The 24,663-nt window shown below is 72.4% G+C and carries 21 protein-coding genes and 1 pseudogene; 5 read left to right on the top strand and 17 right to left on the bottom strand.

Annotated elements, in window-relative coordinates; all coding sequences use genetic code 11:
- The first annotated feature begins 174 nt into the window (after positions 1–174).
- Positions 175–1,323 (top strand): hypothetical protein, encoded by a 1,149-nt coding sequence (locus AB0M93_RS10065; RefSeq protein WP_364270482.1) that lies wholly within the window; start codon positions 175–177, stop codon positions 1,321–1,323.
- Positions 1,324–1,397: 74 nt separating this feature from the next.
- Here AB0M93_RS10065 and AB0M93_RS10060 read toward each other — a convergent pair whose 3' ends face one another.
- The 7 genes and pseudogenes from AB0M93_RS10060 to AB0M93_RS10030 all read right to left on the bottom strand — a co-directional run bounded on the left by AB0M93_RS10060 (position 1,398) and on the right by AB0M93_RS10030 (position 8,912).
- Positions 1,398–1,850: a hypothetical protein gene (locus AB0M93_RS10060; RefSeq protein ID WP_364270479.1), complete on the bottom strand. Its 453-nt coding sequence runs from the start codon at positions 1,848–1,850 to the stop codon at positions 1,398–1,400.
- 156 nt (positions 1,851–2,006) lie between these two features.
- On the bottom strand, positions 2,007–4,265 hold the full coding sequence (locus AB0M93_RS10055) for a tetratricopeptide repeat protein (protein WP_364270476.1): 2,259 nt from the start codon (positions 4,263–4,265) through the stop codon (positions 2,007–2,009).
- Between the two features lie 187 nt (positions 4,266–4,452).
- Entirely contained in the window at positions 4,453–5,271 is an 819-nt protein-coding gene (locus AB0M93_RS10050; RefSeq protein ID WP_364270474.1) for a CHAP domain-containing protein, read from the bottom strand.
- Between the two features lie 43 nt (positions 5,272–5,314).
- On the bottom strand, positions 5,315–6,172 hold the full coding sequence (locus AB0M93_RS10045; protein WP_364270472.1) for a peptidoglycan-binding protein: 858 nt from the start codon (positions 6,170–6,172) through the stop codon (positions 5,315–5,317).
- Positions 6,173–6,179: 7 nt separating this feature from the next.
- Positions 6,180–6,596, bottom strand: coding sequence for a hypothetical protein (locus AB0M93_RS10040; RefSeq protein WP_364270469.1), 417 nt, complete (start codon positions 6,594–6,596; stop codon positions 6,180–6,182).
- Between the two features lie 213 nt (positions 6,597–6,809).
- Positions 6,810–8,239: pseudogene (locus AB0M93_RS10035) on the bottom strand (amidase).
- Between the two features lie 55 nt (positions 8,240–8,294).
- Positions 8,295–8,912 carry a TetR/AcrR family transcriptional regulator gene (locus AB0M93_RS10030; protein ID WP_364270467.1) on the bottom strand — a complete coding sequence of 206 codons (618 nt, stop codon included), beginning with the start codon at positions 8,910–8,912 and terminating at the stop codon, positions 8,295–8,297.
- 116 nt (positions 8,913–9,028) lie between these two features.
- On the opposite strand from AB0M93_RS10030, the gene AB0M93_RS10025 reads away from it, so the two are divergent.
- The 3 genes from AB0M93_RS10025 to AB0M93_RS10015 are packed head-to-tail and all read left to right on the top strand — an operon-like array spanning position 9,029 to position 12,332.
- Entirely contained in the window at positions 9,029–10,561 is a 1,533-nt protein-coding gene (locus AB0M93_RS10025; protein ID WP_364270464.1) for a long-chain fatty acid--CoA ligase, read from the top strand.
- An 11-nt stretch (positions 10,562–10,572) separates the two neighbouring features.
- Complete coding sequence (locus AB0M93_RS10020; protein ID WP_364270461.1) at positions 10,573–11,565, top strand: LLM class flavin-dependent oxidoreductase; 993 nt, start codon at positions 10,573–10,575, stop codon at positions 11,563–11,565.
- A gap of 11 nt (positions 11,566–11,576) precedes the next feature.
- Complete coding sequence (locus tag AB0M93_RS10015; RefSeq protein ID WP_364270458.1) at positions 11,577–12,332, top strand: SDR family oxidoreductase; 756 nt, start codon at positions 11,577–11,579, stop codon at positions 12,330–12,332.
- Here AB0M93_RS10015 and AB0M93_RS10010 read toward each other — a convergent pair.
- Both AB0M93_RS10010 and AB0M93_RS10005 read right to left on the bottom strand, forming a co-directional pair.
- Positions 12,293–13,336: an aldo/keto reductase gene (locus tag AB0M93_RS10010; RefSeq protein WP_364270456.1), complete on the bottom strand. Its 1,044-nt coding sequence runs from the start codon at positions 13,334–13,336 to the stop codon at positions 12,293–12,295. The two genes, AB0M93_RS10015 and AB0M93_RS10010, sit on opposite strands and share 40 nt — an antisense overlap.
- A gap of 65 nt (positions 13,337–13,401) precedes the next feature.
- Positions 13,402–13,860: a VOC family protein gene (locus tag AB0M93_RS10005; RefSeq protein WP_364270454.1), complete on the bottom strand. Its 459-nt coding sequence runs from the start codon at positions 13,858–13,860 to the stop codon at positions 13,402–13,404.
- 113 nt (positions 13,861–13,973) lie between these two features.
- Between AB0M93_RS10005 and AB0M93_RS10000 the strand changes: the two genes are divergently transcribed.
- A complete protein-coding gene (locus AB0M93_RS10000) occupies positions 13,974–14,960 on the top strand; it encodes a WYL domain-containing protein (protein ID WP_364270451.1) in 987 nt (328 codons plus the stop codon).
- Positions 14,961–14,973: 13 nt separating this feature from the next.
- Here the strand turns inward: AB0M93_RS10000 and AB0M93_RS09995 are convergent, their stop codons facing one another.
- The 8 genes from AB0M93_RS09995 to AB0M93_RS09960 form a co-directional block, all read right to left on the bottom strand.
- Positions 14,974–15,414: an SRPBCC family protein gene (locus AB0M93_RS09995; protein ID WP_364270449.1), complete on the bottom strand. Its 441-nt coding sequence runs from the start codon at positions 15,412–15,414 to the stop codon at positions 14,974–14,976.
- A 58-nt stretch (positions 15,415–15,472) separates the two neighbouring features.
- Positions 15,473–16,363 (bottom strand): AraC family transcriptional regulator, encoded by an 891-nt coding sequence (locus AB0M93_RS09990; protein WP_364270446.1) that lies wholly within the window; start codon positions 16,361–16,363, stop codon positions 15,473–15,475.
- A 30-nt stretch (positions 16,364–16,393) separates the two neighbouring features.
- Entirely contained in the window at positions 16,394–16,522 is a 129-nt protein-coding gene (locus AB0M93_RS09985; protein ID WP_364270443.1) for a hypothetical protein, read from the bottom strand.
- Positions 16,523–16,616: 94 nt separating this feature from the next.
- Positions 16,617–18,599 (bottom strand): glycosyltransferase family 4 protein, encoded by a 1,983-nt coding sequence (locus AB0M93_RS09980; RefSeq protein ID WP_364270440.1) that lies wholly within the window; start codon positions 18,597–18,599, stop codon positions 16,617–16,619.
- A gap of 100 nt (positions 18,600–18,699) precedes the next feature.
- On the bottom strand, positions 18,700–19,386 hold the full coding sequence (locus tag AB0M93_RS09975; RefSeq protein ID WP_364270437.1) for a DUF998 domain-containing protein: 687 nt from the start codon (positions 19,384–19,386) through the stop codon (positions 18,700–18,702).
- A gap of 56 nt (positions 19,387–19,442) precedes the next feature.
- The gene (locus AB0M93_RS09970; protein WP_364270434.1) at positions 19,443–20,822 is read right to left on the bottom strand and encodes a HAMP domain-containing sensor histidine kinase; all 1,380 of its coding nucleotides are present in this window, start codon (positions 20,820–20,822) and stop codon (positions 19,443–19,445) included.
- On the bottom strand, positions 20,819–21,514 hold the full coding sequence (locus AB0M93_RS09965) for a response regulator transcription factor (protein ID WP_364270432.1): 696 nt from the start codon (positions 21,512–21,514) through the stop codon (positions 20,819–20,821). Before AB0M93_RS09965 ends, AB0M93_RS09970 begins: the two co-directional genes overlap by 4 nt.
- A 124-nt stretch (positions 21,515–21,638) precedes the next feature.
- Entirely contained in the window at positions 21,639–24,662 is a 3,024-nt protein-coding gene (locus AB0M93_RS09960; protein WP_364270429.1) for a LamG-like jellyroll fold domain-containing protein, read from the bottom strand.
- Position 24,663 lies beyond the last annotated feature (1 nt).

Below are 24,663 nucleotides of genomic sequence, written 5' to 3'. Positions count from 1 at the left end.
CCTCCCGACGTGGCGGCTCCTAGTACTTTCGGCCGATGTCCGCAGCGCCAAAACCCTCCGAAAGACGTGAGCCATCTCGGGGATCTTCTCCCGGCGCCGGTTTCGCCGCCAAGCACCGCCCTACTGTGGCGGCGATCGGTGATCTTGAAACGGACCAGCAGAGGGGAAACCATCTTGCCCAAGCGGACCGGATTTCTCGGCAACACGCTCGCGGCAGCGGGCACCGTGGCGGCGCTCGTGCTCGCCACGGCCGTTCCCGCCGCCGCGACCACGGCATCCACCGTCGAGGAGGATGTCGCGCAGCTGTACCAGGACGTCATCGACCTCTACGAAGGCCTGCCCGCCGACGCGCTGCGCGGCGTCGACCGGCTCATCGAGTCGCCCATCCCGCGGATCGGCCCCCGGGCCCAGGCCGCGCAGGGCCCCATCCCGGGGTGCACCGAAGGTTCGCTGCTGACGTACGCGAACAAGCTCGCGGCGCAGCTCACCCCGCTCGAGGGCCAGGCGCTCGACGCGCTGTCGGGGCTCAGCCAGCTCTACGTCCAGGGCGTCACTTCCGACAAGAGCCCGCAGGTATTCGGCACCGATGGCCAGTACACCGCGCGCGCCACCGCCACGATCGACAAACTGCGCGGCTTCTGGGACATCGAAAGCTGGAACATCCAGCTCGTCGCCTGGAAGGGCACCGACCTCGGCAGCCAGGCGAAGATGGCGCAGACCTTCAGCCTCGGTCTCGCGCCGGCGAAGGTGAAGAGCGCCGCCGCGCTCGCCACCAAGGTGCTCTACGAAGTTCCGGCGCTGCAGGGCGGCCGCAACCCGCTGATCACCCTGAACGCGTTCTCCGCGCCGGCCGGCAGCCTCGGCGGCAAGCGCGTGGCACTCGGCGACGGCCTGCTCGACACGGTCAACGCCCTCGGGTTCGACGACGTCTCGGTGGAGTCCGTGGTCGGCCACGAGTACGGCCACCAAGTCGACTTCGCCCACGAGAACTACCCGCGCAACGAGTCCTCCGAGATGGGACCCGACGCCTACGGCGGCTACTTCGTCGCGCACGCCAAGGGCTACGCGTGGAACGCCCGCACCCAGCAGGAGGTCACCTATCTCGACGCCTCCATCGGCGACTGCTACCACAGCCACGGCACCCCCGACCAGCGCAAAGCCGCCGGCGCATGGGGCGAGAAGCAGGCGACGAGCCAGGCGAACCCGAACCGGATCATCCCGTCCGCGACGATGATCGAGAAGTTCCAGAAGGTGTACCCGACGCTGATGCCGCCGGCCACCGGCCAGCAGGCCGGCACCGCGGTGGCCGCGGCCCGCGGCTGAGTTCCGGTTCCCGACGGCGGGCCGTTTCCCTGCAGCCAGGGAGACGGCCCGCCGTCGTCGAGACCGCCTTCGAGCTAGAGGCTCGACCAGCAGAACAGGTGCTCATCGGCTTCCCGCGCCCGCCGGGCGAGCCCGGCCAACGCCTCGATCAGCGCCTGCGCGTCCGCGACGTCGATGCCGCCGCCGAACTCCTCGATCCGTGCCCACTCCTCCGCCAAGTGGGGCAGATCACCGGCCTGGGCCAGCACGTCACAGGTCGACGCGGGCAACTCCGAGACCCACGGGCCGTCGTATTCGGTGTCCTGCTCCGCACCCGCCGGCCACACCAGCGTGTCGCTCACGAGGTCGGCGCGCCACGGCACCTGCTGGATCGCCGCGACCAGCATGGCCAGCACGACCGTCGGATCGACGCCCTTCGCCTCGATCCCGTCGAAGACCCCGCCCGCCGGCGAGTTCCCGTCCTCGGCGTCCAGCACCTGCCGCACAGCGTCGGCGTCGGCAGCGCGGAAGTAGTCGGAGAACGGCATGACCGCGATTATGCCGAAGCGACGGCTGAGCACCGGAACGGGCAGCCCGGCAGCTCGAACCGGCCCCGAACGCCCGGCTGAAGTGCAGTTTCCTCGGCGACAACCGGCGCAACCAACGACGCCGGCGCCAGGCGCCGGCGTCCGCGCGGGCCGGGTTCAGCGTTGCCGGACACGGGCTCGGAGGACCTGGGCGTCGGGGTGGTGCAGGTCGTCGAGGATGGGCAGGGCCCGCTGCCAGGCTTCGCGCGCCGCAGCGGAGTTGCCTGCTGCCTGGTGGGTTTCGCCCAGGCGGATGAGGGTGTCCGCTTGGGGGTGGCGCGCGCCCAGCTGCCGGAACAGCTCCAGTGCGTTCCGGTCGCAGGTGGCGGCCTGGTGGTGGTCGCCGAGGTGGTGGTGGGCGTGGCCGAGGCTGTCCCACGTGTCCGCCTCGCCGTGCCTGCTTCCCACCGCCCGGTGCAGTTCGAGGGCCTCGGCGCAATATCGCAGCGCTTCGGCGTGCCGGCCCAGCTGGGTCTCCATCCAGCCGATGGCGTTCAGCGCCTCCGCTTGGCCCGCCCGGTGCCCGGCCGCGCGGAACAGCGCGTAGGCCGCCTTGCCCTGCTCCAGCGCCTTCGGGTGCGCGCCTTCGGCGTAGGACACGATCCCGAGGTTGTTGTAGCTGCGGGCCTGACCCACCGGGTCGCCGAGCCGCTCGCTCAGTTCGAGCGCGCGTTGCAGGGTCGCCTCGGCGTCGGAATGGCGGCCGAGACGGATGTACGCGCGGCCCAGCTCGCGCAGGGACCACGCTTGCCCGTGCGGTTCACCGGCCCGCTCGGCCGCGGCGACCGCGACTTGCTGGGTGGTGACCATCTGCGTCCAATGCCCGGCGCGGATGCAGAAAAGCGAGACGCTGCAGGCGAGTTGCCAGGCGTGGAAGTCGAAACCCGCGTCGGCGGCGCGGTCGACGGCGGCCGCGAACACCGGGCGCTCGGTCCTGAACCACTGCCACGCCTGCCCGTCGCCGGCGAATTCGTCGACGACGGCCCCCGGCTCGGGTCCGGTCAGGGGCAGGCGGTCGTTGGGCGGGTTGAGCCGCAGTGTCGCGGCGTGCGCGGTGTGCAGGTAGTGGTCGAGCATGCGGTGCAGCGCGGTGTGGCGCGCTTGCTCGCTCTCTTCGTCGCGTGCCCGGTCGGCCGAGTAGGCCCGCAGCAGGTCGTGGTAGGTGAACCGGCCGGCGGCCGGCTCGGTGAGCAGCTGGGCCCTGACCAGCTCGGACAAGGCCGTGCGGGCTTTCCCCCGGACGGCTCCGGCGAGGCCGGCGGCGGCGGACAGCGAGATGACCGGGCCGGGGTGCAGGCTCAGCAGCCGGAACATCCGGGCCGCCGCGGCACTCAGCGTCCGGTAGGACGAGGAGAACACGGCACCGAGGTCGACGCTGGTGTCGCCGATGTCCAAGGCCTGCAGCCGATCGCGGACGTCGCGCAGCTGCCGGGCCAGCTCGGTCAGCGAGAGGGCCGGGGTGAGGGTGGCGCGTGCGGCCACGATGCTCAGCGCCAGCGGCAGGTGCACGCACAGCTCGATCAGCTCGCCCGCGGCCCGTGGTTCGGCGGCCAGCCGTTCCGGGCCCAGCCGGCTCGCCAGCAGGTCGTGGGCTTCGGCGGTGGTCATCAGGTCCAGCGGGAGGGGCCGGGCGCCTTCGCTGACGACCAGGCCGCCGAGGTGGTCGCGGCTGGTGACGACGGTCAGGCACCCGGCCGAGCCGGGCAGCAGCGGCCGCACCTGGCCGGTGTCGCGGGCGTTGTCCAGCACGACGAGGATCCGCCGGTCGGCCAGCTCGGACCGGTACAGCGCCGCCTGCTCGGCCAGCCCGGCCGGTACCCGCTGGGCCGGGACCCCGAGCGCGTCGAGGAAACCGCGCATCGCCTCGGCCGGCCGGACCGGCTGACCGCCGGGGTCGAACCCCCGCAGGTTGACGTAGAGCTGCCCGTCGGGAAACCGGTCCGCCACCTGGTGCGACCAGTGCACGGCGAGCGCGGTCTTGCCGACGCCCGCGGTGCCGTTGATCGCCACGGTGTCGTTCCGGTCCAGCAGGGCGGTGAGTTTTTTGAGCTGGGCGGCCCGGCCGGTGAAACCCGCCACCGCGCAGGGCAGCTGACGCGGTACCGCGGCGCTCGGCCGCGGAGCCGGCTCCGGGACCGGTGCGGCCTGGGTGGCCTCGGTGCGCGCCGCCGCGAGCAGCTGTTCGCGGCGGCGCGGATCGAGGGCGAGGGCCTCGGCGAGCATGCCCACCGAGGACAGCCGTGGCCGGCGCCGCCCCGCCTCCAGCACGCTGATCGAGTGCGCCGACACCCCCGACCGGCCGGCCAGCTCGTCCTGCGTCCACCCGGCCGCGAGCCGGCAGGCGCGCAGCAGCTCCCCGAAGGCGTTACCGCCCATTTCCTCCCCCTGGAAACGGTCAGCCGCCGAAACGGCACAGGCCAGTCCGACCATTCTCGATCAGCGGGCTGTGCGGGTTCAACCACGTTCTCGCAGGGGGAAATTCACTCGTGGACAGACCGGACATCACCGGAAACAACCGACGGGCGGCGGAGTGCCGGCGTGGTCGCCGGCACCCCGGGCGGGCTCAGAAGTGGAGCATCCACTGGAAGTCGGCCTGGGCGCCGCTCACGTGGACGTGCGTGCGGGTGCCGTAGGCGAACGGGTTGTTCCAGTTGTACTCCTCGACGTCGAACGAGCCGTCGGAGTGGACCGCGTTGACGTAGGCGACGTGGCCGACCTTGTGGACGTCGTTGACGGCGATGGCGCCGACGGCCGGCGTGGTGTTCACCGTGACGCCGACGCGGCGGGCGGCGTCGTCCCACGTGCCGGCGTTGCCCCAGGTGGTGCCGCCGTAGGAGTTGCTGAAGCTGCGGACGCCGAGCCTGCTCGCGATCCGGTAGGCCGCGAAGGCGGTGCAGTTGTTCTGGGCGAAGCCGCGGGCGTTGCCGTCGTAGTCGTTGACGGGGGTCTGCGAGCCGCCGCCCGTGCCGATGAACTGGTGGCTGGCCTCGTTGTTCTTCAGCGTGGCGTCGAGGTTGGCGGCTTCGCCGGGGGCGAAGTCCTGGCTCGCCCCGCCGAAGTTGCTGTTGTAGTAGACCCGCACGGTCTGCGAACTGCGGTTCCACACCGACGCGGCGTTGTTCTTGACGCAGATGCCCTGTCCGGCGCCGGCGCTCTTGAAGTCGTAGCAGGACGGCTCGGTGGCGCCGAGGTCGCTGACCGAGCCGGTGAAGTCGGAGACCGAGCCGGTCTGGTTGCTGTTGTAGTAGTAGCAGAATTCGCCGCTGTCGCAGACGCCGTCCCGGGCCGCGGCGAACGCGGGCGAGGCGGTGGCGGCGAGCAGCGGGACGGCCAGGGCCAGTGCGGCGCCGGCAACGGTGAACGTCATGCGGGTGTTCTTCACGGTTCTCCCCTTGGGTGCAGTTTCGGTGATCGGGTGTGTCTGGTCAGTGCGTGCGCTGGTAGTCCTCCCAGGTGTGGATCGGGATCCGGGGCCCGTCGTCGGGACCGTGTCCGGCGAGGCCGTCGAAGCCGAGGTAGTAGTCACCGGTCTGGTTCTGGGCCTGCGTGGACAGGTCGGTGTCGCTGATCGCCGCGGCGTGGATGTGCCACGGCCAGTCGCCCTGGGCCGGATTGCGGATCCAGGCGGCGAACCCGACCTGGCGCAGGGCACGGGCGACGGCGGTGCGGGTGTCGGCGGACATGCCGCCGACGTCGATGTCCACGACGCCGCCCCCGTCGTGGGTGCCGGCGGAGGTCGGGTCGCCGCCGGGGTTGTAGGAGCCCTGCGACAGCACGAGGCGGAAGCCCAGCAGCCGTTCGGTCTCGGTGAGCATCGCCTGGGTCCGCGCGTCGACGACGTACCCGTCACGCTGAACCCGCGCACCCGGCCCGATCACGCGGGTGACGGTGAACCGGCCCTGCCCGAGCGCGGTCAGCGAACTCGCGCCGGGCAGCCCGTTCGCGGCCAGGCCGGAGTACCCGAGCGAACGCTGGTAGGCCGAGTACGCGGTGATGGTCGTGGTGCCGAAGTAGCCGTCGACCCAGCGGGCGTCCAGCAGGTTGCGGGCCTGGAGGGCGCGCTCGACGGCCAGCACGGAGTCCTTGGCGCCCGGGGTCAGCGTGGTGTCGGCGCGCCGGGGATCGATCTGGGCGGCCAGCACGACGGCTTCCATGTCGACGGCCGGCAGGATGGCGGGGGTGGCGGCCGAAGCCTGCGTCGCGCCGAACGCAGGGCAGGCCAGGACAGCGAAGATCGCGAGCGCGGCCGGTCCGGCGGCGATGCGCGGAGTCGAAAGCGGCATGGTGCGGTCAGCAGCGCACGTCGGTGAATGCGTTGACGTCCCCGGGTTCAGCCGGGAAGTTGCCGTTCCATCCCCGGGCTCGGGTGCACTCCGCCAGGCTGGCGGCGCCGAAGGACCAAAATTCGACGGGGTTGACACCACCGCAGAAGGCATCCCAGTAAGTGTTTCCGTCACCGGTGACGATGGACGTGCACGCTTCCCAGCTGCTGTGGGTGGAGCGGTAGCCGGCCCAGATGTACATGTAGGCGTAGTTCTTGCCGCAGCCCTTGTACTGCTTCACCGACGCCATGGTCTGACCGTCGACGTCGAGGTACGCGGTGCTGCCGATCTGGGTGACGCTGGAGCAACCGGACGGGGTGGAGGCTTCCGCGGTTCCGGCGGCGCCCACGAGAACGGGCACGGCGAGAGCCGCGACAGCGGCCATCTTGGCGATTCTGGACATGGTGGCGCCCTTCGGTCCGGGAGCGGGATGCGGTGACCGGCAAGGGGCGGGCGATTGCCCGTTCTCCCTTGCCGTTGCACCACATCCCGGGCGCGCCCGGGCGAAACCTCCATGACGGCAGCTTGACGTTCGCCTGGCGTTCTCGCCCAGGCGCGGTTGCGGCTGCCCGCAGTCGTCCCGTGCGGCCGGTATGCCCTATTCCGGCGCCCGGAAACCGCTGATCTCCTCCTCGAGCAGTTCGGCCAGCCGCAGCGGGGTGCGGTCCTCGAACATCGGGCCGATCAGCTGCACCCCGACCGGCAGGCCCTCGGGGGAGCGGCCCGCGGGAATCGCGGTGGCGGGCAGGCCGGGCATGGTGGCCAGGCCCGCCCAGACGAACTGGTCGAAGTACGGGTACTCGACGCCGTCGACGTCGATGCGCCGTTCCATCGGGTTGGGGTGGTGGTCGTGCGGGACGCCGGTGTCGGCGTGATCGGGCACACCACGGCGTCGAATTCGGTGAACAGCTGCCGCCAGCCGTGGCGGTGGACCTCGCGGCGGCTGTCGGCCACGAGCCAGTCACGGTGGCTCAACGCCATGGCGCGCAGCCGGACGGCGTCGAGGCTGTCGTCGTCCGCGCTCGGCTGCTGGAGTGATGCGATGGGGAAACGTGCCGTCGTGCCCGAGATCAGCAACTGCATGTAGAGCGTCGCGGCTTCGGTGAGGCCGGGCAGCAGCGGGCTGTGCCGTTCGACGCGGGCGCCGCCGCCGTCGAGGGCGGCGGCCACCCGGTGCACGGCGGCCCGCACGGCGGACCCGGTCGGGATGAGCGGGTGGTCGTCGAGGACCAGGACCCGGAAGCCGCCGAGCCGCTCGTGGCGGGCGGGCGGCAGGGCCAGCCGGTGTGCGACGCCGTAGGTCAGGGGGTCCGGTCCGGCCATGACGTCGAGCAGGAGCGTGAGATCGCGGGCGGTGCGGGCCATCGGGCCGACGACGGCGAGGTCGAACTCGGCCGGCAACGCCGGCTCGGCCGGCGGGACCATCCCGCGGCGGGCCACCAGCCCCAGAGTCGGCTTGTGCGCGTACACGCCGCAGAAATGCGCCGGGGTGCGCAGCGAGCCCGCGAGATCGGAGCCGATGGACAGCGCCCCGAAGCCGGCGGCCAGGGCCGCCGCCGACCCGCCGGAGGAGCCGCCGGAGGTGCGACTGCGATCCCAAGGATTGTTGGTGGTGCCGTAGATTTCGTTGAAGCTCTGGATGTCCTGCAGTCCCAAGGGGACATTGGTCTTGCCGAGGATCACCGCGCCCGCGGACTTCAGGCGCGACACCTGGACCGCGTCCTCGGCGGGCACGTAGTCCCGGTGCGGTGGCATGCCCCACGTCGTCGGCAGGCCGGCGACGTTGTACGACTCCTTGACCGTCACCGGGACGCCGAGCAGCGGCCGGTCCTCGCCCCGGGCGCGGGCCTGGTCGGCCCGGCGCGCCGCGGCTCGCGCCCGGTCGAAGTCCGGCACGCAGATCGCGTTGATCAGCTCGTCGTCGCGCTCGATGCGGGCGATCGCCTCGTCGGTCAGTTCCGCCGAGGTGACGGCACCGGCGCGCAACGCGGCGGCGAGTTCCCCGGCCGGCTGAAAGCTCCATTCCATGAAACCGAAGCTAACGGGTGGCTCGGGAGGACACGAAATCCCTTCTGGCGCAACGTCAATCGACCAGGCGCGGGAACAGTTCCCGGACGCCGCGGCGGAGGTCGTCGAGCGCCGTTTCCTCGCCGGCCAGGTGGCGCAGCAAGGCCTGCTGGAACAGCCCGTCGAACAACGCGTACGCGTCGGCGGGGGAGCACGTCGGCCGGCTGCCCGCCAGGCCGGCGTACGCGCTCACGTTGCGCCAGATCATGTCGCGCAGGCTTTCGTCGATCTCGGCGACGTCGTCGCGGAAGGCCGGCTCGAACAGCGACTGCGTGCGCAGGTCGTACCACATGCGGTGCATGAGGGGCGCCTCGCCGAGCGCGGCGGCGAGGCCGTCCGCGCAGGCGACGGCCAGCTCGCCCGGGGTGGCCGCGTCGCCGACGCCGCCTTCGTACCGCTGCACGCAGGCGGCCTTGTAGCGCCGAACGCAGTAGGTGATCAGCTCGACCTTGTCGGCGAAGTAGTAGTGCAGCAGCCCGTGGGAGAACTTCGTGTGCTCCGCGATGGTGCGCAGGCTGGTGCGGGCGTAGCCGAGGTCGGCCAGGGCCAGGAGCGCCGCGTCGGCCAGTTCCCGGCGGCGGTCCTCGAACTTGTCGGCTGGGGTCCGGCGCCTCACGGCGGGTGCGCTGGTCACAGCTTCGAAGATACCATCCGGCCGTTTTCTGACCAACCGTCCAAGAAAATCTTGACATTCGTCCAAACGGCGGTCATGGTCGTCACCAGCCGCCGGCGAAGTCGGGAGGGACGACGATGTCTCTGTTCTTCTACCTGGAAAAAGGCGCCTCCCTGGACCCCGGGGCGCCCTGCTTGACCCTCGACGGGGTCTCCCGGTCCTACGGCGAGGTCGTCGAGCTCACCGAGGCCGTCGCCCGCGCGTTGCGGCGCTCGGGCGTCGCGCCCGGGGACAAGGTCGGCATCCTCTCGGCCAACGACCCGACCGCGTTCACCTGCGTCTTCGGCATCGCCCGCGCCGGGGCGGTCTGGTGCCCGGTCAACCCGCGCAACGCGGCGGGGGAGAACGCCGAGCTGCTCGACCTGTTCGACTGCGGGACGCTCATCTACCAGCCGGCCTTCGACGACCTGGTCGCCCGGATCGCGCCGCAGCTGCCGAAGCTGACCACGCTCGTCCGCCTCGGCGACGGCGACGGCTTCGCGCCTGGCTTCCGCGACTGGCTCGACCAGGCGAAAGACGACCCCGCCGCGGTGGCCGACCCGCCCGACGACGTCGTCGCTCTCGTCGGGACGGGAGGTACCACCGGGCGCCCCAAGGGCGTCATGCTCACCGATCGCAACCTCGAGGCGATGTCGGCCATCACGCTGATGAGCTACCCGTTCGAGGGACGCCCGGTCTACCTGGCGCTGGCGCCGCTGACGCACGCGGCCGGTGTCCTGTGCTTCCCGGTCCTGGCCCGCGGCGGCGAAGTCGTGATCATGGCCAAACCCGACGTCGGCCGGTTCCTCGAGCTGATCGAACGGCACCGCGTCACCCACACGTTCCTGCCGCCGACGCTCATCTACCTGGTCCTCGGGCACGAAGCCCTGGACGGGACGGATCTGTCGTCCCTGCAGTGCTTCTGGTACGGCGCCGCCCCGATGTCGACGGCCCGGCTCGCCGAGGCGCTCGACCGGATCGGGCCGATGGCGCAGCTGTTCGGCCAGTCCGAGGCGCCGATGATGATCTCGACGATGTCCCCGGCCGAGCACCGCCGGCCGGACGGCACCGTCCACACCGGACGTTTGTCGTCCGCCGGCCGGCCTGCGCCGCTGGTCACCGTGGCGATCCTGGACGACGACGGCAACGCCCTGCCACAGGGGGAACGCGGCGAAATCTGCGTGCGCGGCTCGCTCGTGATGGCCGGGTACTACCGCAACCCCGAGGCCACCGCGGAAGCTTCTGCCCACGGCTGGCACCACACCGGCGACATCGGATTCCTCGACGAAGAAGGCTTTCTCCACATCGTCGACCGCGCCAAGGACATGGTCATCACCGGCGGCTTCAACGTCTACTCCGCCGAGGTCGAACAGGCGGTGCTGGCCCACGACGCGGTCCGCGACTGCGCCGTGATCGGCCTGCCCGACGACAAGTGGGGCGAGCGCGTCACCGCCGTGGTCCAGCTCCGGCCCGGCCGCCGGCTGGACCCCGGCGAGCTGATCGCCTTCGTCAAGGACCGCATCGGCAGCGTGAAAGCGCCGAAGCAGATCGAAGTCTGGCCCGACCTGCCCCGCTCGACCGTCGGCAAGGTCCTCAAGGCCGAAATCCGCACGACCCTCACCGCCGGCTGAAAGGGAACACCATGAAACTCGCGCTCTACCTGCCGAACTTCCGGGACGAGGTCACCGTGCAGGAACTCGGGGACCTCGCCGCACTGGCCGAGGACCTCGACTTCGACTCCGTCTGGACGCTCGACCGGATCATCGTCCCGGAGACGTCGGACACCCAGGAGATGCAGTACGCCTTCGGCATGATCGAGGGCTTCCCCAAGGGCCTGCCGGTCAGCTCGCGGGGCAAGTTCCTCCAGGGCATGCCGCTCATCCCGTGGCTCGCGGCGAAGACGTCCAAGGTGCGGATCGGGATGAGCATCATCGACACGCCCTACCGCTCGCCCGGTGTGCTCGCCGCCGAGCTGGCCACCATCGACCACCTGTCCGGCGGGCGGCTCAACGTGGCCGTCGGCTCCGGCTGGATGCCCGAGGAGTTCGCCGCCGCGAGCGCGTCGCACATCTTTCCCAAGCGGCACAAGCACGTCCGGGAAACCCTGGAGATCATGCAGGGCATCTGGACCAACGACCTGTTCGAGTACCACGGCGAGTTCGCCGACTTCCAGCGCAGCGGGTTCGGCGCGAAACCGGTGCAGAAACCGCACCCGCCGATCTTCTTCAGCGGCCTCAAGGACGCGAAGCGGTCGGCGAGCCGGATCGCGAAGTACGGCCTGTCCGGCTGGATCGGCATCCAGGACTCGCCCGAGGACATCGCGAGGTGGCGCATCGAGATCCAGCGCGAGCTCGAAGCACTGGACACCCCGCGGTCGGTCGACGACCTCGAGATCGCCAGCATGATCTGGTTCGTCATCACCGACGAGGACATGGACCAGAGCCCGCTGGGCAAGGGCACCAACCTGCTCGTCGGCTCGCAGGCGCAGATCACCGACCAGCTCAAGCGGTACCGGGAAGCCGGGCTGACCATGCCGTTCCTGTGGCCGCCCTTCCAGGACGTCCCGGTGGCGAAGACACTCGACGACATGAAGCGCCTCAAGGAAGAAATCCTCCCCAAGATCGACGCGATGTGAAAGGGACCAGCATGTCCGAACTCGAAGGTAAGCGCGTCTTCGTCACCGGCTCCGGCGCCGGCATCGGCAAGGCGATTGCGGCGCTGTTCACCGAACGCGGCGCGCGGGTGGTCGTGAGCGACCTCGATTCCCTCTCGGCCAAGCAAGCGGCCGACGAGATCGGCGCGGCCGGCGTCGCCAACTGCGACGTCACCGACGAAATCCAGGTCCAGTCGGCGATCCAGCAGACGGTCGACCTGCTCGGCGGCCTCGACGTCCTGGTCAACAACGCCGGGATCGAGGTGTCGTCCCCGCTGCTGCAGCAGCCGACGGACAGTTTCGACAAGATCTTCGCGGTCAACGTGCGTGGCACGTTCGTGACGATGAAGGCGGCGATCCCGCACCTGGTGGAGTCGAAGGGGAACATCGTCAACATCGCCTCGATCGCGGGCATCGGCGGCAGCCCGCTGCTCGGCTCCTACTGCGCGACGAAGGCGGCGGTGATCCAGCTGACCCGGGTGGCGGCGGTCGAGATGCGCCAGGCGGGAGTGCGGGTCAACGCGGTCTGCCCGGGCTTCGCCGACACGGCGATGGTGGAGCGCCTGGTCCCGGACTTCGAGGCGGCCACCCAGGTCCCGTTCGGCGACCTCGTCGCGGCCAAGCAGGGCCGCCTGGGCACCCCGCAGGACATCGCGGAGGTGACGGCGTTCCTGGCCTCGGACCGGGCCACCTGGATCACCGGCAGCCACTACGTCCTCGACGGCGGGCTGACGGCGTCCCTGGTCTGAGGGGCGGGCCGGCGGCGCAGGTGCGGCCGCGCGAGGTGCGGTGGCACGTAGGCCACGTCGACCGGCCCGAGGTCGGTGCCGGGCGGGACGATCTCGTCGATCCGGTCGAGGAGATCGTCCCCGATGGCCGTCCCGGCCCCGGCGAGCAGATCGGCCAGCTGCTCTTCGGTGCGGGGACCGATGATCGCCGAGGTGACCTCGGGGTGGGCCGTGACGAAGGCCAGAGCGAGGTGCCGCAACGGGATCCCGGCTTGGCCGGCGAGGGGGACGAGGGCTTCGACGGCGTCGAGCTTGCGGGGGTCGGTCATGTGCTTCGGCGCCCAGTGCAGGCGCCCGGCCGAGGCGGTTTCCGTGCGGTAGCTGCCGGTGAGCAGGCCCATCGCCAACGGGCTCCACACGAGCACGCCGAGGCCGTACCGGTCGCAGACGGGCAGGATCTCGCGCTCGGCACCGCGGTTGAGGATCGAGTAGTGCAGCTGCTCGGTGCGGAAGCGTGCCAGGCCACGCCGCTGCGTCACCCACTGGGCTTCGACGATCTCCGACGCCGGCAGGTTGGAGTGCCCGATGGCCCGCACCTTGCCCGAGGCCAGCAGGTCGGTCAGCGCGCTCAGCGGCTCCTCGATGTCGGTGTCCGGTTCGGGGTGGTGGAGCTGGTAGAGGTCGAGGTGGTCGACGCCGAGGCGGCGCAGCGAGCCTTCGACGGCGGCGATGATCCAGCGCCGCGAGTTGCCGCGCCGGTCCGGGCCCATCGGGCCGTTGCCCTTGGTGGCGAGGACGACGTCGTCGCGACGGCCGCGGATCGCCTTCCCGACGATCCGCTCGCTTTCCCCGTCGCCGCCGTAGACGTCGGCGGTGTCGATGGTGGTGATGCCGTGGTCGAGGGCCCGGTGGACGATGCGGGCGCACGCGTCCGGGTCGGGGTTGCCGTAGGGGCCGAACATCATCGTGCCGAGGGTGAACGTGCTGACGCGGATGCCGGTGCGGCCGAGGGCGCGGGTCTGCAAAGGAAGTCTCCGGATGCCGGGATGCGGTGGGATGCCGGGGCATCCCACCGCCGTGCGGGAAGGGGTCAGTGCGCGGCCGCGACGTCGATGATCCAGGTGACGCCGAAGCGGTCGACCAGCATCCCGAACGCCGGTGCCCACGGCGCCGGGCCGAACTCTTCGACGACGGTGGCGCCCTCGGCGAGGCCCTTCCACACCGGCGAGACCTCGTCCACGGTCGCGCCGCGGACCGACAGGAAGAACGGCTCCTTCGTGATCGTGGTGCCGTTCTCGCGGCGGGTCGTGGGCGCGGCCGGGGTGGCCGGTCCGCCGGTGCCGGGGACGTCGTAGGCCATGACGCTGAAGCCGTGTTCCGCGGTGACCTGGCCGAACACGACCTTGGCCGCGTCGGGCAGCCCGGCGGGCATGCCGAAGTCGCCGTAGGTGACGACGGTGGCCTGGCCGCCGAAGACCGACTGGTAGAACTCGAGCGCCTGGCGGGCCTGGCCGGTGAAGTTGAGGTGGGCGACAGCGGTGAGCGACATGGGTTCGCAGACTTTCTCGGGTGGTTTCGCCGCCGGTGGGTTCCGGCGACGAAAGCCACGATGACAGCGGTAGCGGTCAGGGAACGTCCGCTTCTCGTGGCACCATGAAAGTCATGCCGATCGCGTCGTCGACGGCGACTTCGGGTCGCCTGCTCTCGCTGCTGTCCCTGCTGCAGGTCCGCCGGGACTGGCCGGGCGCGCTGCTCGCCGGCCGGCTGGGGGTCAGCGAGCGGACGGTGCGCCGCGACGTCGACCGGCTGCGCGAGCTCGGCTACCCGGTGCAGGCGGTCAAGGGCCCGGAGGGCGGTTACCGGCTCGAAGCCGGCGGCCGGATGCCGCCGCTGCTGTTCGACGAGGAGCAGGCGGTCGCGCTCGCGGTGGCGCTGCGGATCGCGGTCGGCACCGGCGCGGGGATCGAGGAGGCCGCTGCCCGAGCACTGGCCACGGTCCGCCAGGTGATGCCGGCGCGCCTGCGGCAGCGCGTCGACCAGCTGGAGATCACCGCGGCCGGGCGCGAAACCCAGGTCGGCACCGACGTCCTGCTCTCGTTGAGCTCGGCGATCCGGGCCGCCGAGGAGGTGCGGTTCGACTACGACTCGCCGTCGCGCCCGGCGGATGCCGAGCCCCGGCCACCGCGCCGGGTGCAGCCGCACCACCTCGTCGTCCGAAGCGGACGGTGGTACCTGGTCGGCTGGGACGCGGACCGGGCGGACTGGCGCACCTACCGCGTGGACCGGCTGCGGCTGCGGGTGCCGAACGGGCCGCGGTTCAGCCCGCGGGAGGTGCCGGGCGGCGACGTCGCAACGTTCCTCGCCGCCCGGTTCAAGGGCTCCGGCACCGCCGATGCGTGGCCGTGCCGGGGCGAAGTGGTCCTGGCCCTGCCGGTCACCGCGGTCGCACCGTTCGCCGGGGACGGCGTCGCCGAGGAAGCCGCCTCCGGCAAGACCAGGCTGCTGACCGGCTCGTGGTCCTGGGCGGCGCTGGCCGCGGGCCTGCTGCGGTTCGAATGCGACGTCGACGTGGTCGGCCCGCCGGAGCTGAGGACGGCCTTCGCCGAGCTGGCCGGCCGGGCCACCCGCGCGGCGATGCGCACCGGCTGAAACCGCTCAGCGCTCACGAAGGCGAAGCGGCGGCCAGCCCGTCCGCCATGGCCTGCATGAACCGGCGCAGGTACCACCGGAGGAACCAGCGCATCCCCCAGCGCGCCGAGTAGCTGCCGTGCCAGCGGATGCGCGTTCCGCCGCCCGGGAGGGCCGTCAGCTCGACCTCGGCCCGGTAGTCGCGCAGCTGCGGGTTCTCGGCCCCTTCGTAGGCGAACCGGCGCTCCGGCTCCAGCGCGGTGATCCGTTCCTTGGTGACGACCTTCCCGGTCCGGAAGGCGCGGACCGCGCCGACGGCGTCGCGGCCGTCCGCGGAAAGCCCGGCCGATCGTCCGGTGTCCAGTGCGTCGACCCGTGACCAGGCCGGCCAGCTGTGCGGGTCGAGCAGGAGTGCCCACAGGACCGCTGGCGGGGCCGCGGAATCGGCGGTGACGTCGTAGGAAAGCCGGGTCATGCACGCAGGTTAGGGCCGGCCTCCGGCGCGGCCCATGCGCCGGATTGCGGTGGGGCGGTCAGGAATTGCGGTAGACCGACGGGCGGATCCCGGTGTGCCGCACGAACGCCGTGGAAAGGGCGCCGGGACTGGCGAACCCGCACCGCGGCGCGATCCGGTCGAGGGCCAGGTCCGTGGTGCGCAGCAGGCGCTTCGCCTCTTCGACGCGCAGCTCGGTGAGGAACCGGCGCGGGGTCTGCCCGGTCGCGGCCCGGAAGACGCGCACGAGGTGGAAGACCGACAGGTGCACTTCGGCGGCGACGTCGGCGAGGGTGACCGGCTCGGCCAGCCGCTCGCGCAGGTACGCGACGGCGGCGCGCACGCGGGCGTCTTCCCGGGCCGGTGGCCGGCCGGCGCGCACCCGGCCGTGGCGGGTGACCAGGTGCGTGGCCAGGAAGGCGGCGGCGGTCTCGGCGTACAGGTCGTCGGCGCTGCCGGGCGCCCCGAGCGTCCGGGCCGCCTGTTCGAGCAGCGGATCACCGGCGGCGACGGAGGCCGCCATGGCCTCGAAGTCCGGGCCGTCGCCACCCAGCTCGGCGACGACCGAGCCGACGGTGCCGCCGGGGATGTGCACCTGGACGCTGCGCATTTCGGCGTCCCCGCGATAGCTGCGGACGGTGGGCCGCTGCGGGACGAGCAGCTCGGCCCGGCCCGGCAGCCAGCGGCCGCGGACCGCGCGGCCGCCCTCGCGCGTCTCCAGCTCGGCCCGCCCGGAGAGGGGCAGGACGAGGTGCAGGTCCGCGGTGCCGGGCAGGGCCATGTCCTCGGCGACCGGGACGTGCTCGAAGCGCTGCACCAGCAGCGACCGCCAGCCGGCGTGCTCCCAGCTGCAGAAGGTCCGCCGCACGAAGCGATCGGTTTCGAACCCGGTGTAGGGCCGGAGGTCGAACCGCGCCGAGTCGAACACCATGCCACCGAGGCTACCGGCCGGCGGCGTGCCTCAGCGTTCTTCGGCCACCGTCTCGGGTTCCGGAGCGGCGGGCTGCGCGTTGCGGCGGAGGTCCGCTTCGGTCCGGATCCGGATGCGGTTCGGGTTGGCGACGTTGGTGGAGATGGGGTTGTCGTTCACGTCCGTCCTTTCGACGATCCGGGGTTACCCAGGAGCCGGATCGCCGAACAGTGACCCTCGGCACGGCGCCGGCCCGCCGAGGGTCGCTGTTCGGCTACGCGACCTGCCCGACCGGGGCGGCCGCGGGCAGCCCGAGCAGGATCCGGTACTGCGTCTCGAAAGCGTCGAGCGCGTCCGCGATGTCGTGCCGCGCGACGATGGCCCGGGACGCTTCGCCCATCCGCGCGCGGGCGGCCGGATCCGCGGCCAGGTCGGCGATCCAGCGGGAGATCGTGGTGATCGCCCCCGGCTCGAACAGGTAGCCGTTCTCGCCGTGGTGGACGAGGTGGGGGAGGGCGAGCGCGTCGGCCGCGATCACCGGGAGGCCCGCCGCCATGGCCTCCATCGTCGCCAGGCTCTGCAGCTCCGCCGTGCCGGGCATGCAGAACACGTCGGCCGCCGCGTACCGGTGGACGAGCTCGGCGTCGGGGACGAACCCGTGGAACGTCACGCGGCCGGACACGCCCAGCCCGGCGGCGAGGTCTTCGAGCTCCTGGCGGCGGGTGCCGTCGCCGACGAGGTCCGCGCGGACGTGGGGGAGCGGGACCAGCGCGCGCAGCAGCTGGTCGAGGTTCTTCTCCGCGTCGAGGCGGCCGACGAACAGGACCGACATCGGCCGGTCGGCTGGGCGGGGCGGAGCCGCGTAGTGGACGAGGTCGATGCCGCACGACACGACCCGCGCCGGCCGGCCGAGGCCGATCGCCGCGAGGACCTCCGCCGCCCGCGGGGTCGGCGTCGTGATGATCCGGGCGTCGCGGTAGACGCGGACGAGGTCCTTCCACGCCCAGCGGGCCAGCGCGTCCTTCACCCGCCGCGGGAACGGCGTGTAGCCGAGGAGGTTGTCCGGCATGAAGTGGTTCGTGGCCATGCCCGGGACGTCGCGTCCGGCGGCGGTTTCGAGCAGCGCGCGGCCGACGCCGAAGTGGGCTTGGACGTGGACGACGTCCGGGCGGACCCGGTCGAGGAGCTCGCGAGCGGCCGTCCGGGCGCTGCCGGGGGTGCAGAAGCGGTAGCCGCCGTGGAACGGGATGGCGTGCGACCGGATCCGGTGGACCGTGTAGCCGTCGCGCTGCTCGGTGCGGGCCGGGCCGTCGCCGGACGGGCAGGCGACGTGGACGTCGTGGCCGCGGCTGGCGAGCCCGCGGGCGAGGCGCTCGGCGAAGAACGCCGCGCCGTTGATGTTGGGCGGGAACGTGTCGGCGCCGATCAGGACGCGAAGGCCGGTCGGGTGCACGGGGTTCTCCTCGACGGTTCGGTGGGCTTGCGGAACGGCACCGGCGAGCACGCGCACGCCGGCGAGAGCGAGGACCGCGGCGAGTGCGGCCGCGGGCCGGGGCACCTCGCCGTAGGCCAGCGCGGCCACGGCGACGGCGGTCAGGGGATCGAGCACGGTCGTCGTACCGACGACGACCGCGGTGGGTCCGGCGGCGTACGCGCGGTGCAGGATCACACCACCGGCACCGAGCAGCAGCAGCGCCTGCCCACCGAGAAGGGCCGCCGTGGCCGGCGATTGGGCCGCGGCCGCGTGCACGACCGACGAGCCGAGCCCGAAAAGGACGGCCGACGCGGCGGCGAGCACGGCACAGCCGGCCCGGGCGAACCAGGCGAGGGCCGCGACGGCGAACCCGGTGACCGCGACCCCTTCGGCGGTCCCGGCGCTGATCGCTACGGCCGGGGTGGCCGACGCCGCGAGGGCCACGAACCCGGCCACCCCCGCCACGACGAGCACGACCGCGGCGACGACACGGGGACTGCGGGCGCGGCGTCCGAAAAGGACGGTCAGGACCAGGCTGAACACCCCGAGCGGCTGGACCACCGGAAGCGGCGCGAGGGCGAGGGCGACGAGGTGCAGCAGGCTGCCGCCGACCGCCAGCCCGGTACCCGCCCACCAGCCCGGGGACCGCAGCAGCCGGGCGAGGGTGCGCAACCCGGGGGTGCCCGCCACGGCCAGCTCGGCGACCTCGGCGTGCTGCCGGACCGCGCCGACGGCGAACAACACGGCGGCCACCAGGGCACAGGCCATCGCGACGGCGGTCATCGGGCGGCCCGCCGGGTGGCGGTGGCCGCCGCGGCAGTCTCAGTGGTAGCCGCCGGGCGGACCTCGTGGGTGGCGCTCTGGAGGGTGGTCGCGGGGAGGGTCATCGGGCGGCCCGCCGGGTCTCACCGGTCGCCGCCGCGGCTTCGGTCTGCCGAGCTGCCGCCGCCGGGTCAACCTCGAAAGCCGCGCGCCGCAGGGTGATCGCCGTCGTGGTGATGATCGAGAACTCCGCCAGCAGGGCGGCCCGTTCGAGGAAACCGGCCGGCAGCCGGCTGATCACCTGTGCCGCGCCGAACGTCGCCGCCGTCAGTGTGCCGGCGATCGCTGCCCGCCGGAGCGCCGGTGCCGCGGCCGTCCAGGGTGGCTCGGTCCGGAGCCGGGCGCTCAACGCCCAGGCCGCGAGCGGGAGGCTGGCGAACAACACCGCTCCGCCCGCTCGGTGGAGCCCGCCCGACACCGTGGGCTCCGCCGCGCTGACGTTGCTGCGGAAGCAGAGGACCACCGCGATCCCGGCCGTCCAGAGCACGAAGAGCGTGCTCACCAGCGGGTCGCGGGGCAACGCCGCGAGCTGCGCCGCGATCGCCAGCGCGGCCGCGGACGCGAGCAGCAGCAGGATGGCGATCGTGAACAGCGGCCGGCCGCCGCGGTGCCAGGCGTAGTCGCTGACCGGGTCGCGCCAGGGGCTCACGTCGCCGGCGAACCCGATGGTCAGGCCCGTGATGATCGCCTGCGCGAGCGCGGCCGTGACCAGGGTCAGTGTCGGCGCGAGCGCGGTCCGTGGAGTCACCCTTCAGACGGTGTCGCCCGTGCGTGAGAGTTCGATGAAGATCGCGCTGGGTTTCCTTAAGAAGCGGCCAGCGGGAAGACGAGGTCGAAGCGGGCGCCCCCGCCGTCGGCGCTGGCGGCCGTGGCCTGCCCGCCGTGCTGGGTGACGACCTGCTCGACGATGGCCAGCCCGAGCCCGGAGCCCGGGAGCGCGCGGGCGGCGTCGGCCCGGTAGAACCGCTCGAACACGTGCGGCAGATCCGCTTCGGGAACGCCCGGACCTTCGTCGTCGACGCGGACGCGCACCGATCCGCTCCCCGCCGTCATGGTCACGCGCACCGTTCCGCCCGGTGGCGACCACTTGGCCGCGTTGTCCAGCACGTTGAGCACCGCCCGCTCGACGGCCGCGGGGCGCGCGAGCACGTCGGCCTCCGCCAGCCCGGCTTCGAACACCACGTTCGGCCACCGCGACCGGGTGCGTTCGACGGCCGCGGTGACGACGTCGGCCAGCGCGAGGCGCTCCTCGGCTTCGGTCGGCCGCTCGCCGGTGGACAGGTCGACCAGCTCGCCGATCAACGCCGTCAGTTCGACGGCCTGGGTGTCGAGGTCGGTCAGCAGCCGGGACCGGTCCTCGGCCGGCAGCTGCCGGCCGGGGTTCGCGTCCGCGTGGATGAGCAGCTCGATGTTGTTGCGCAGGCTCGTCAACGGCGTCCGCAGCTCGTGCCCGGCGTCCTCGACCAGCCGCCGCTGCTCGTCGCGGGAGCGGCTCAGCGCGCCGAGCATCGCGTTGAACGACGTCGCCAGCCGCCCGATCTCCCCGGCCGCGGTGACGTCGATCGCCGCCGACAGCTCCTGCGTGCGGGCCACGTTTTCGGCGGCCGAGGTGAGGTCGTCGACCGGCTGCAGCGCCGAGCGGGCGACCGCGCGGCCCACCACCGTGGCGCCGAGCACCCCCGCGGCGGACACCGCGAGCAGCCAGAAACCCAGCCGGCCCAAGGCGTCCTCGACGTCTTCGGAGTCCTGGGCCACCTGGACCGTGCCCCCGTCGGCCCGCGGGGCCGTCCACATCCGGAACCGGTCCCCGTCGAGGTGGACGCTGGCCGCCCGGCTGAGGGAGAACGGCGCCTGCGGCGGCGGGGACGGCAGTTCCGGGATCGCGCCCGCGATTCCGGTGACGGCGCCGCCGGCCGAGCTGAACTGGACGGTCAGGCCGTTGTTCCGGTCGGGCCCGGGCTTGGTGGTCGAGCGCAGGGTCGAAAGCGCTTCTTCGGGCGAGGACGCTTTCGCGGCGAGCTGGGCGTAGGACTGCAGCCGGGCGTCGAACTGGTCGTAGAGGTCGGCCCGGGTGATGCCCCAGGAGATCGCCGAGACCGTCACGACGGCGAGCGCGACCGCGGTGGCGACGAGGACGCCGAGCCGCGCCCGCAGGGACAGCTTCCGCCAGCGTGGCCGCTTCACAGCGGCTCCTCGCGCAGCACGTAGCCGACGCCGCGCACGGTGTGCAGCAGCCGCGATCCGCCGCCGGCTTCCAGCTTGCGGCGCAGGTAGCTGACGTAGACGTCGAGGCCGTTGGACGCGGCCCCGAAGTCGTAGCCCCACACGTGCTCGAACATGACCGGCCGGGTCAGCACGATCCGCGGGTGGTGCAGGAACGTCTCGAGCATCGCGAACTCGGTGCGGGTCAGGTGCAGCGGGCGGTCGCCGCGGAAGACCTCCCGGGTCGCCGGGTCGAGGGTGACGTCCGCGAACCGCAGCGGCGCGGCCGCGGGTGGCGCGGGCGGGAGGTGGTACTCGGTGCGGCGCAGCAGCGCGCGCACCCGGGCCAGCAGCTCCTGCAGCGCGAACGGCTTGACGAGGTAGTCGTCGGCCCCCGCGTCGAGGCCGGCCACCCGGTCGGTCACCGCGGTCCGCGCGGTCAGCATCAGGACCGGCACGGTGTTGCCTTCCCCGCGCAGGACCCGGCACACCTCCAGGCCGCCGAGCACCGGCATCGTGACATCGAGCAGCACGCCGTCGGGGTTCTCGCCGCGGATCACGGCGAGCCCGGCGGCGCCGTCACCCGCGATGGAGACGGTGTAGCCCTCGAACCGCAGCGTGCGCGACAGGGAGTCCTGCACGGCCGTCTCGTCGTCGACGATCACCAGGTGCACCGGGCGTCCCTTCGTCCCTGGGGCGATGACACACGGTGACTTTAGTTGAGGTTTCCGCTGCGGTACCGAACTCTCATCGAAGATTAACTCTCGGCTGCAGGCGGTGAGCAGGCCCGGACCGCCGTCACCGCACCCGGCCGGCTTCGGCTGCGGTCAGGACCCGGTTCCACACCTGGACTTCGTCGACGCTGCCCGGCCAGAAGTCGCTGTGGCGCCCGCCGGAGACCGCCCGCCCGATCGCCAGCGGGCCGGGGGCGGCGTCTCCGGTGGCCTGGGTCCACGTCCGGGCCTGAGCCACGCCGTCGACGTAGAGGACGTAGGTTCCGGCGTCGGCGTCGTGCACCCCGACGAGGTGGTACCAGCGCCCGGCCTGCGGGGCGACGTCCGACAGGGCACGGCCCGAACTGGTGGAGAACGCCAGCCGGTCGTCGGCCGCGGAGTACTGGAGGTAGAACCCGCTGCTCGGGTCGCCGTCCTGGCTGACCGCCGTCGCCCAGGAACCCGTGCGATCCAGCCGGACCCGGGCGCTGACCGAGAAGTTCCCGGCGGTGTCCACGACCGGGCCGGCGGTCGCCGCGTACTGGCCCGAGCCGTCGAGCTGCAGGGCCGTTCCGGACGCGCCGGGAACCCACGCGGGCGAGCCGGTCAGGGTGGCGTCGTGCGTTCCCGCGCTGTCGTGGGCGACGGTTCCGCCGCCCTCGTCGAGGTGCCAGGCACCGACCGGGTCCTGCTGACCGGCCGGGTAGGCGATCCGGAGGCTTTGCCGCTGGTGCGTCGTTTCCGTGCCACCGCCGGGGCCGCGGTAGGACGCCGTCGCGTACAACGCCGCGGCACTGCCCGGCTCGGCCCCGGGCGGCGCGGTCAGCGTGTAGGTCCAGGTGCCGCTCTGACCGGGCGCGATCGCGGCGGGCGGGCGGCCGCCGGCCGCGACCGACCAGCCGTCCGGAACGGCCACGCTCACCCGCGGCGCGACGAGCGGGCCGCAGGTGGTGTTCCGCACGGTCACGGTCACCGGCGTGCTGCGGCTGACCGTGATGACGCCGCCGGCGTTCGCCGGACCGGCGGTGATCCGGGCGTCCCGGCTCGACGGCGTCCAGGATTCCAGTTCGCTCACCCCGACGAACGCTCCCGGCGGGTTGGTGAACACGAGCCGGATCCGGCTGGTCGTCAGCGTCGGGAAGGTGACGCGGTTGACGCCGTTGCCCACCGGGTTCGCCTGCTGGCGCACCTGGCCGGGGACTTCCTGCCAGGCCGAGCCGGTCCAGTATTCCAGCCGGTAGGCCGCGGCCGGCTTGACGCCGCCGCCGTCGTCGTAGCCGTGCCACCGGATATCGCCGACCTGTGTGGGCGCGCCGAAGTCGACGCCGTAGAAGTCACTCGGGTTCGGCGAGGCGTAGTTGGTCCAGCGGGTGTTCTCGGGAACCTCGTTGTACCAGACCTTGCCGTCGAGGGCGTTCCACGGGTTGTCACCGGGCCACGTGTAGGACGTGATCGGCCGGGGATAGCCGGTGCGCAGGGGGTTCGCGGCGTCGTTGACGAGATTGCCCGGCCGGGGCAGCACACTGCTGCCGACGTCGAGGGTGGTGGCGCGCAGCGTGGGGGAGTTCTGGACGAGCCGGCCGTCGACGTAGAGCCGCATCCCGGCGCCCTGACCGTAGTGCGTGCCGTCGCGGTCCCACAGCACGGTGACGTCGTGGCCGTGGTACGGGACGTTCTCGGCGGCGAAGTGGTCCCATGTGGACGGAGTGAGGGGCTGGATCCGCAGCGTGTTGTCGCTTTGCGGGCGGAGGCCGAGCAGCCCGGACAGGACGAGGTCGGTGTAGGTGGAGTGGTTGTAGTCCTCGCTGTGGTTCTGCCCGTCGTAGAGCCACGTGTCCCGGTCCGGGTCGTGGGCCTCGGCGACGTAGGGCTTGCCGTTCTTGGTCTGGGTACGGGCGTACCTGGCCAGCGCCGCCGCGTAGTCCTCTTTGGACACCGCGGCCTGGGCCGGGTAGTCGTCCAGGAGGTTCGCCATGCCGGTCAACGTCTGCGCGGTGGCGAAGGGCCAGCTCGGCCCGTCCCAGCGGCAGCAGGCACCGGCTTCCTTCATGAAGAACGGGCTGCGGCGCTCGGCCGTGGTCGGGCCGTAGGCGCTCGCGAACCCGGCGGGGTCGAGCAGCTGGGACCACGCGGCGCTGTCGGCAGGCTGGGCGGCGCCGAACATCCAGGGGAGGTAGCCGATCTGCTCGCGGCTGCCGGAGAGCCGGTGGCCCGGGTTGTCGTCGCGGGGCATCGCGTAGTAGAAGCCCCGTTGCGGGTCCCACAGCCACTTCTGCAGCGCTGCCTTCAGGTTCGCGGCGCGCTGGGCGTATTCGGTGGCGAGCGAGTGGTCGCCGACCGAGCCGGCGATGCGGCTGATCGCGAGGGCGTCGCCGTACTGGTAGGAGTTGAGCGTCGGCCGGTAACCGGCGCCGCCGTGGTAAGGCTGGGGCGACTCGTAGGAGGAAGCGGAGTACTCCATGGCGTCCCACACCGGGACCGACCAGTACAGCCCGAGGTCGGCGGAGAACTGCTTGTCCCAGCCGCGGTATTGGCGCACGAGGGCGGGCAGCAGTTCGCGCAGCGGGCCGAAGTCGCCGGTCACCTGCGCCTGGCCGTAGGCCGCGGTGGCCAGCCAGACGCTGTACTCGTGCGCCCAGTCGGTGGTGTCGGCGTTGACGTCGTCGCTCGCGGGCTTGGCGCCCGCGCCGGGGCCGGTGAGCCAGAACCGGAGGTAGTCCCGGCCGTAGCCCGGGTCGCGCAGCCAGCGCCCCTCGGTCAGCTGGTGCCCGGCGGCCGCGTTGATCGCCTGGTAGGGCGCGGCGTAACCGCAGCAGTCGAGGAATTCCGTCGAGATCCAGCCGTCGGCGGGGTTCGTGTAGCGCAGGTGCTCCTTGAAGACGCGCCAGCGGTAGTAGTAGACGCTCTGCATCGTGGCGTCGGGCAGGTCCACGAACGGGATGTTCGCCTCGTACCAGGCGGGATCGGCGTACCCGGCGAGTGCGGCCGAGTGGTCGAGGAAGTGCGTCCCCGCGGCGGGTGCGCTTTCGGCCGCCGGAGCGATGCCGATCAGCCCGGACAGGGTCAGGACGGCCAGCCAGGTGCTTCCCCGGGACAGTCGCCGGCGCATC

It is taken from the genome of Amycolatopsis sp. NPDC051102 (assembly GCF_040682815.1).
Lineage (GTDB): Bacteria > Actinomycetota > Actinomycetes > Mycobacteriales > Pseudonocardiaceae > Amycolatopsis.
The sequence above is the reverse complement of the archived record's forward strand: the minus strand, read 5'-3'. Positions and strand labels throughout refer to the sequence as shown.

Excerpts from the sequence above, each read along its gene's own strand:
- AB0M93_RS10015 (WP_364270458.1), top strand. The coding sequence starts at position 11,577 with ATGTCCGAACTCGAAGGTAAGCGCGTCTTCGTCACCGGCTCCGGCGCC.
- AB0M93_RS10020 (WP_364270461.1), top strand. The coding sequence starts at position 10,573 with ATGAAACTCGCGCTCTACCTGCCGAACTTCCGGGACGAGGTCACCGTG.
- AB0M93_RS10055 (WP_364270476.1), bottom strand. The coding sequence starts at position 4,265 with ATGGGCGGTAACGCCTTCGGGGAGCTGCTGCGCGCCTGCCGGCTCGCG.
- AB0M93_RS09990 (WP_364270446.1), bottom strand. The coding sequence starts at position 16,363 with ATGGTGTTCGACTCGGCGCGGTTCGACCTCCGGCCCTACACCGGGTTC.
- AB0M93_RS10040 (WP_364270469.1), bottom strand. The coding sequence starts at position 6,596 with ATGGCCGCTGTCGCGGCTCTCGCCGTGCCCGTTCTCGTGGGCGCCGCC.
- AB0M93_RS10005 (WP_364270454.1), bottom strand. The coding sequence starts at position 13,860 with ATGTCGCTCACCGCTGTCGCCCACCTCAACTTCACCGGCCAGGCCCGC.
- AB0M93_RS10025 (WP_364270464.1), top strand. The coding sequence starts at position 9,029 with ATGTCTCTGTTCTTCTACCTGGAAAAAGGCGCCTCCCTGGACCCCGGG.
- AB0M93_RS09995 (WP_364270449.1), bottom strand. The coding sequence starts at position 15,414 with ATGACCCGGCTTTCCTACGACGTCACCGCCGATTCCGCGGCCCCGCCA.
- AB0M93_RS10000 (WP_364270451.1), top strand. The coding sequence starts at position 13,974 with ATGCCGATCGCGTCGTCGACGGCGACTTCGGGTCGCCTGCTCTCGCTG.
- AB0M93_RS10045 (WP_364270472.1), bottom strand. The coding sequence starts at position 6,172 with ATGCCGCTTTCGACTCCGCGCATCGCCGCCGGACCGGCCGCGCTCGCG.
- AB0M93_RS10060 (WP_364270479.1), bottom strand. The coding sequence starts at position 1,850 with ATGCCGTTCTCCGACTACTTCCGCGCTGCCGACGCCGACGCTGTGCGG.
- AB0M93_RS09960 (WP_364270429.1), bottom strand. The coding sequence starts at position 24,662 with ATGCGCCGGCGACTGTCCCGGGGAAGCACCTGGCTGGCCGTCCTGACC.
- AB0M93_RS09980 (WP_364270440.1), bottom strand. The coding sequence starts at position 18,599 with ATGACCGCCGTCGCGATGGCCTGTGCCCTGGTGGCCGCCGTGTTGTTC.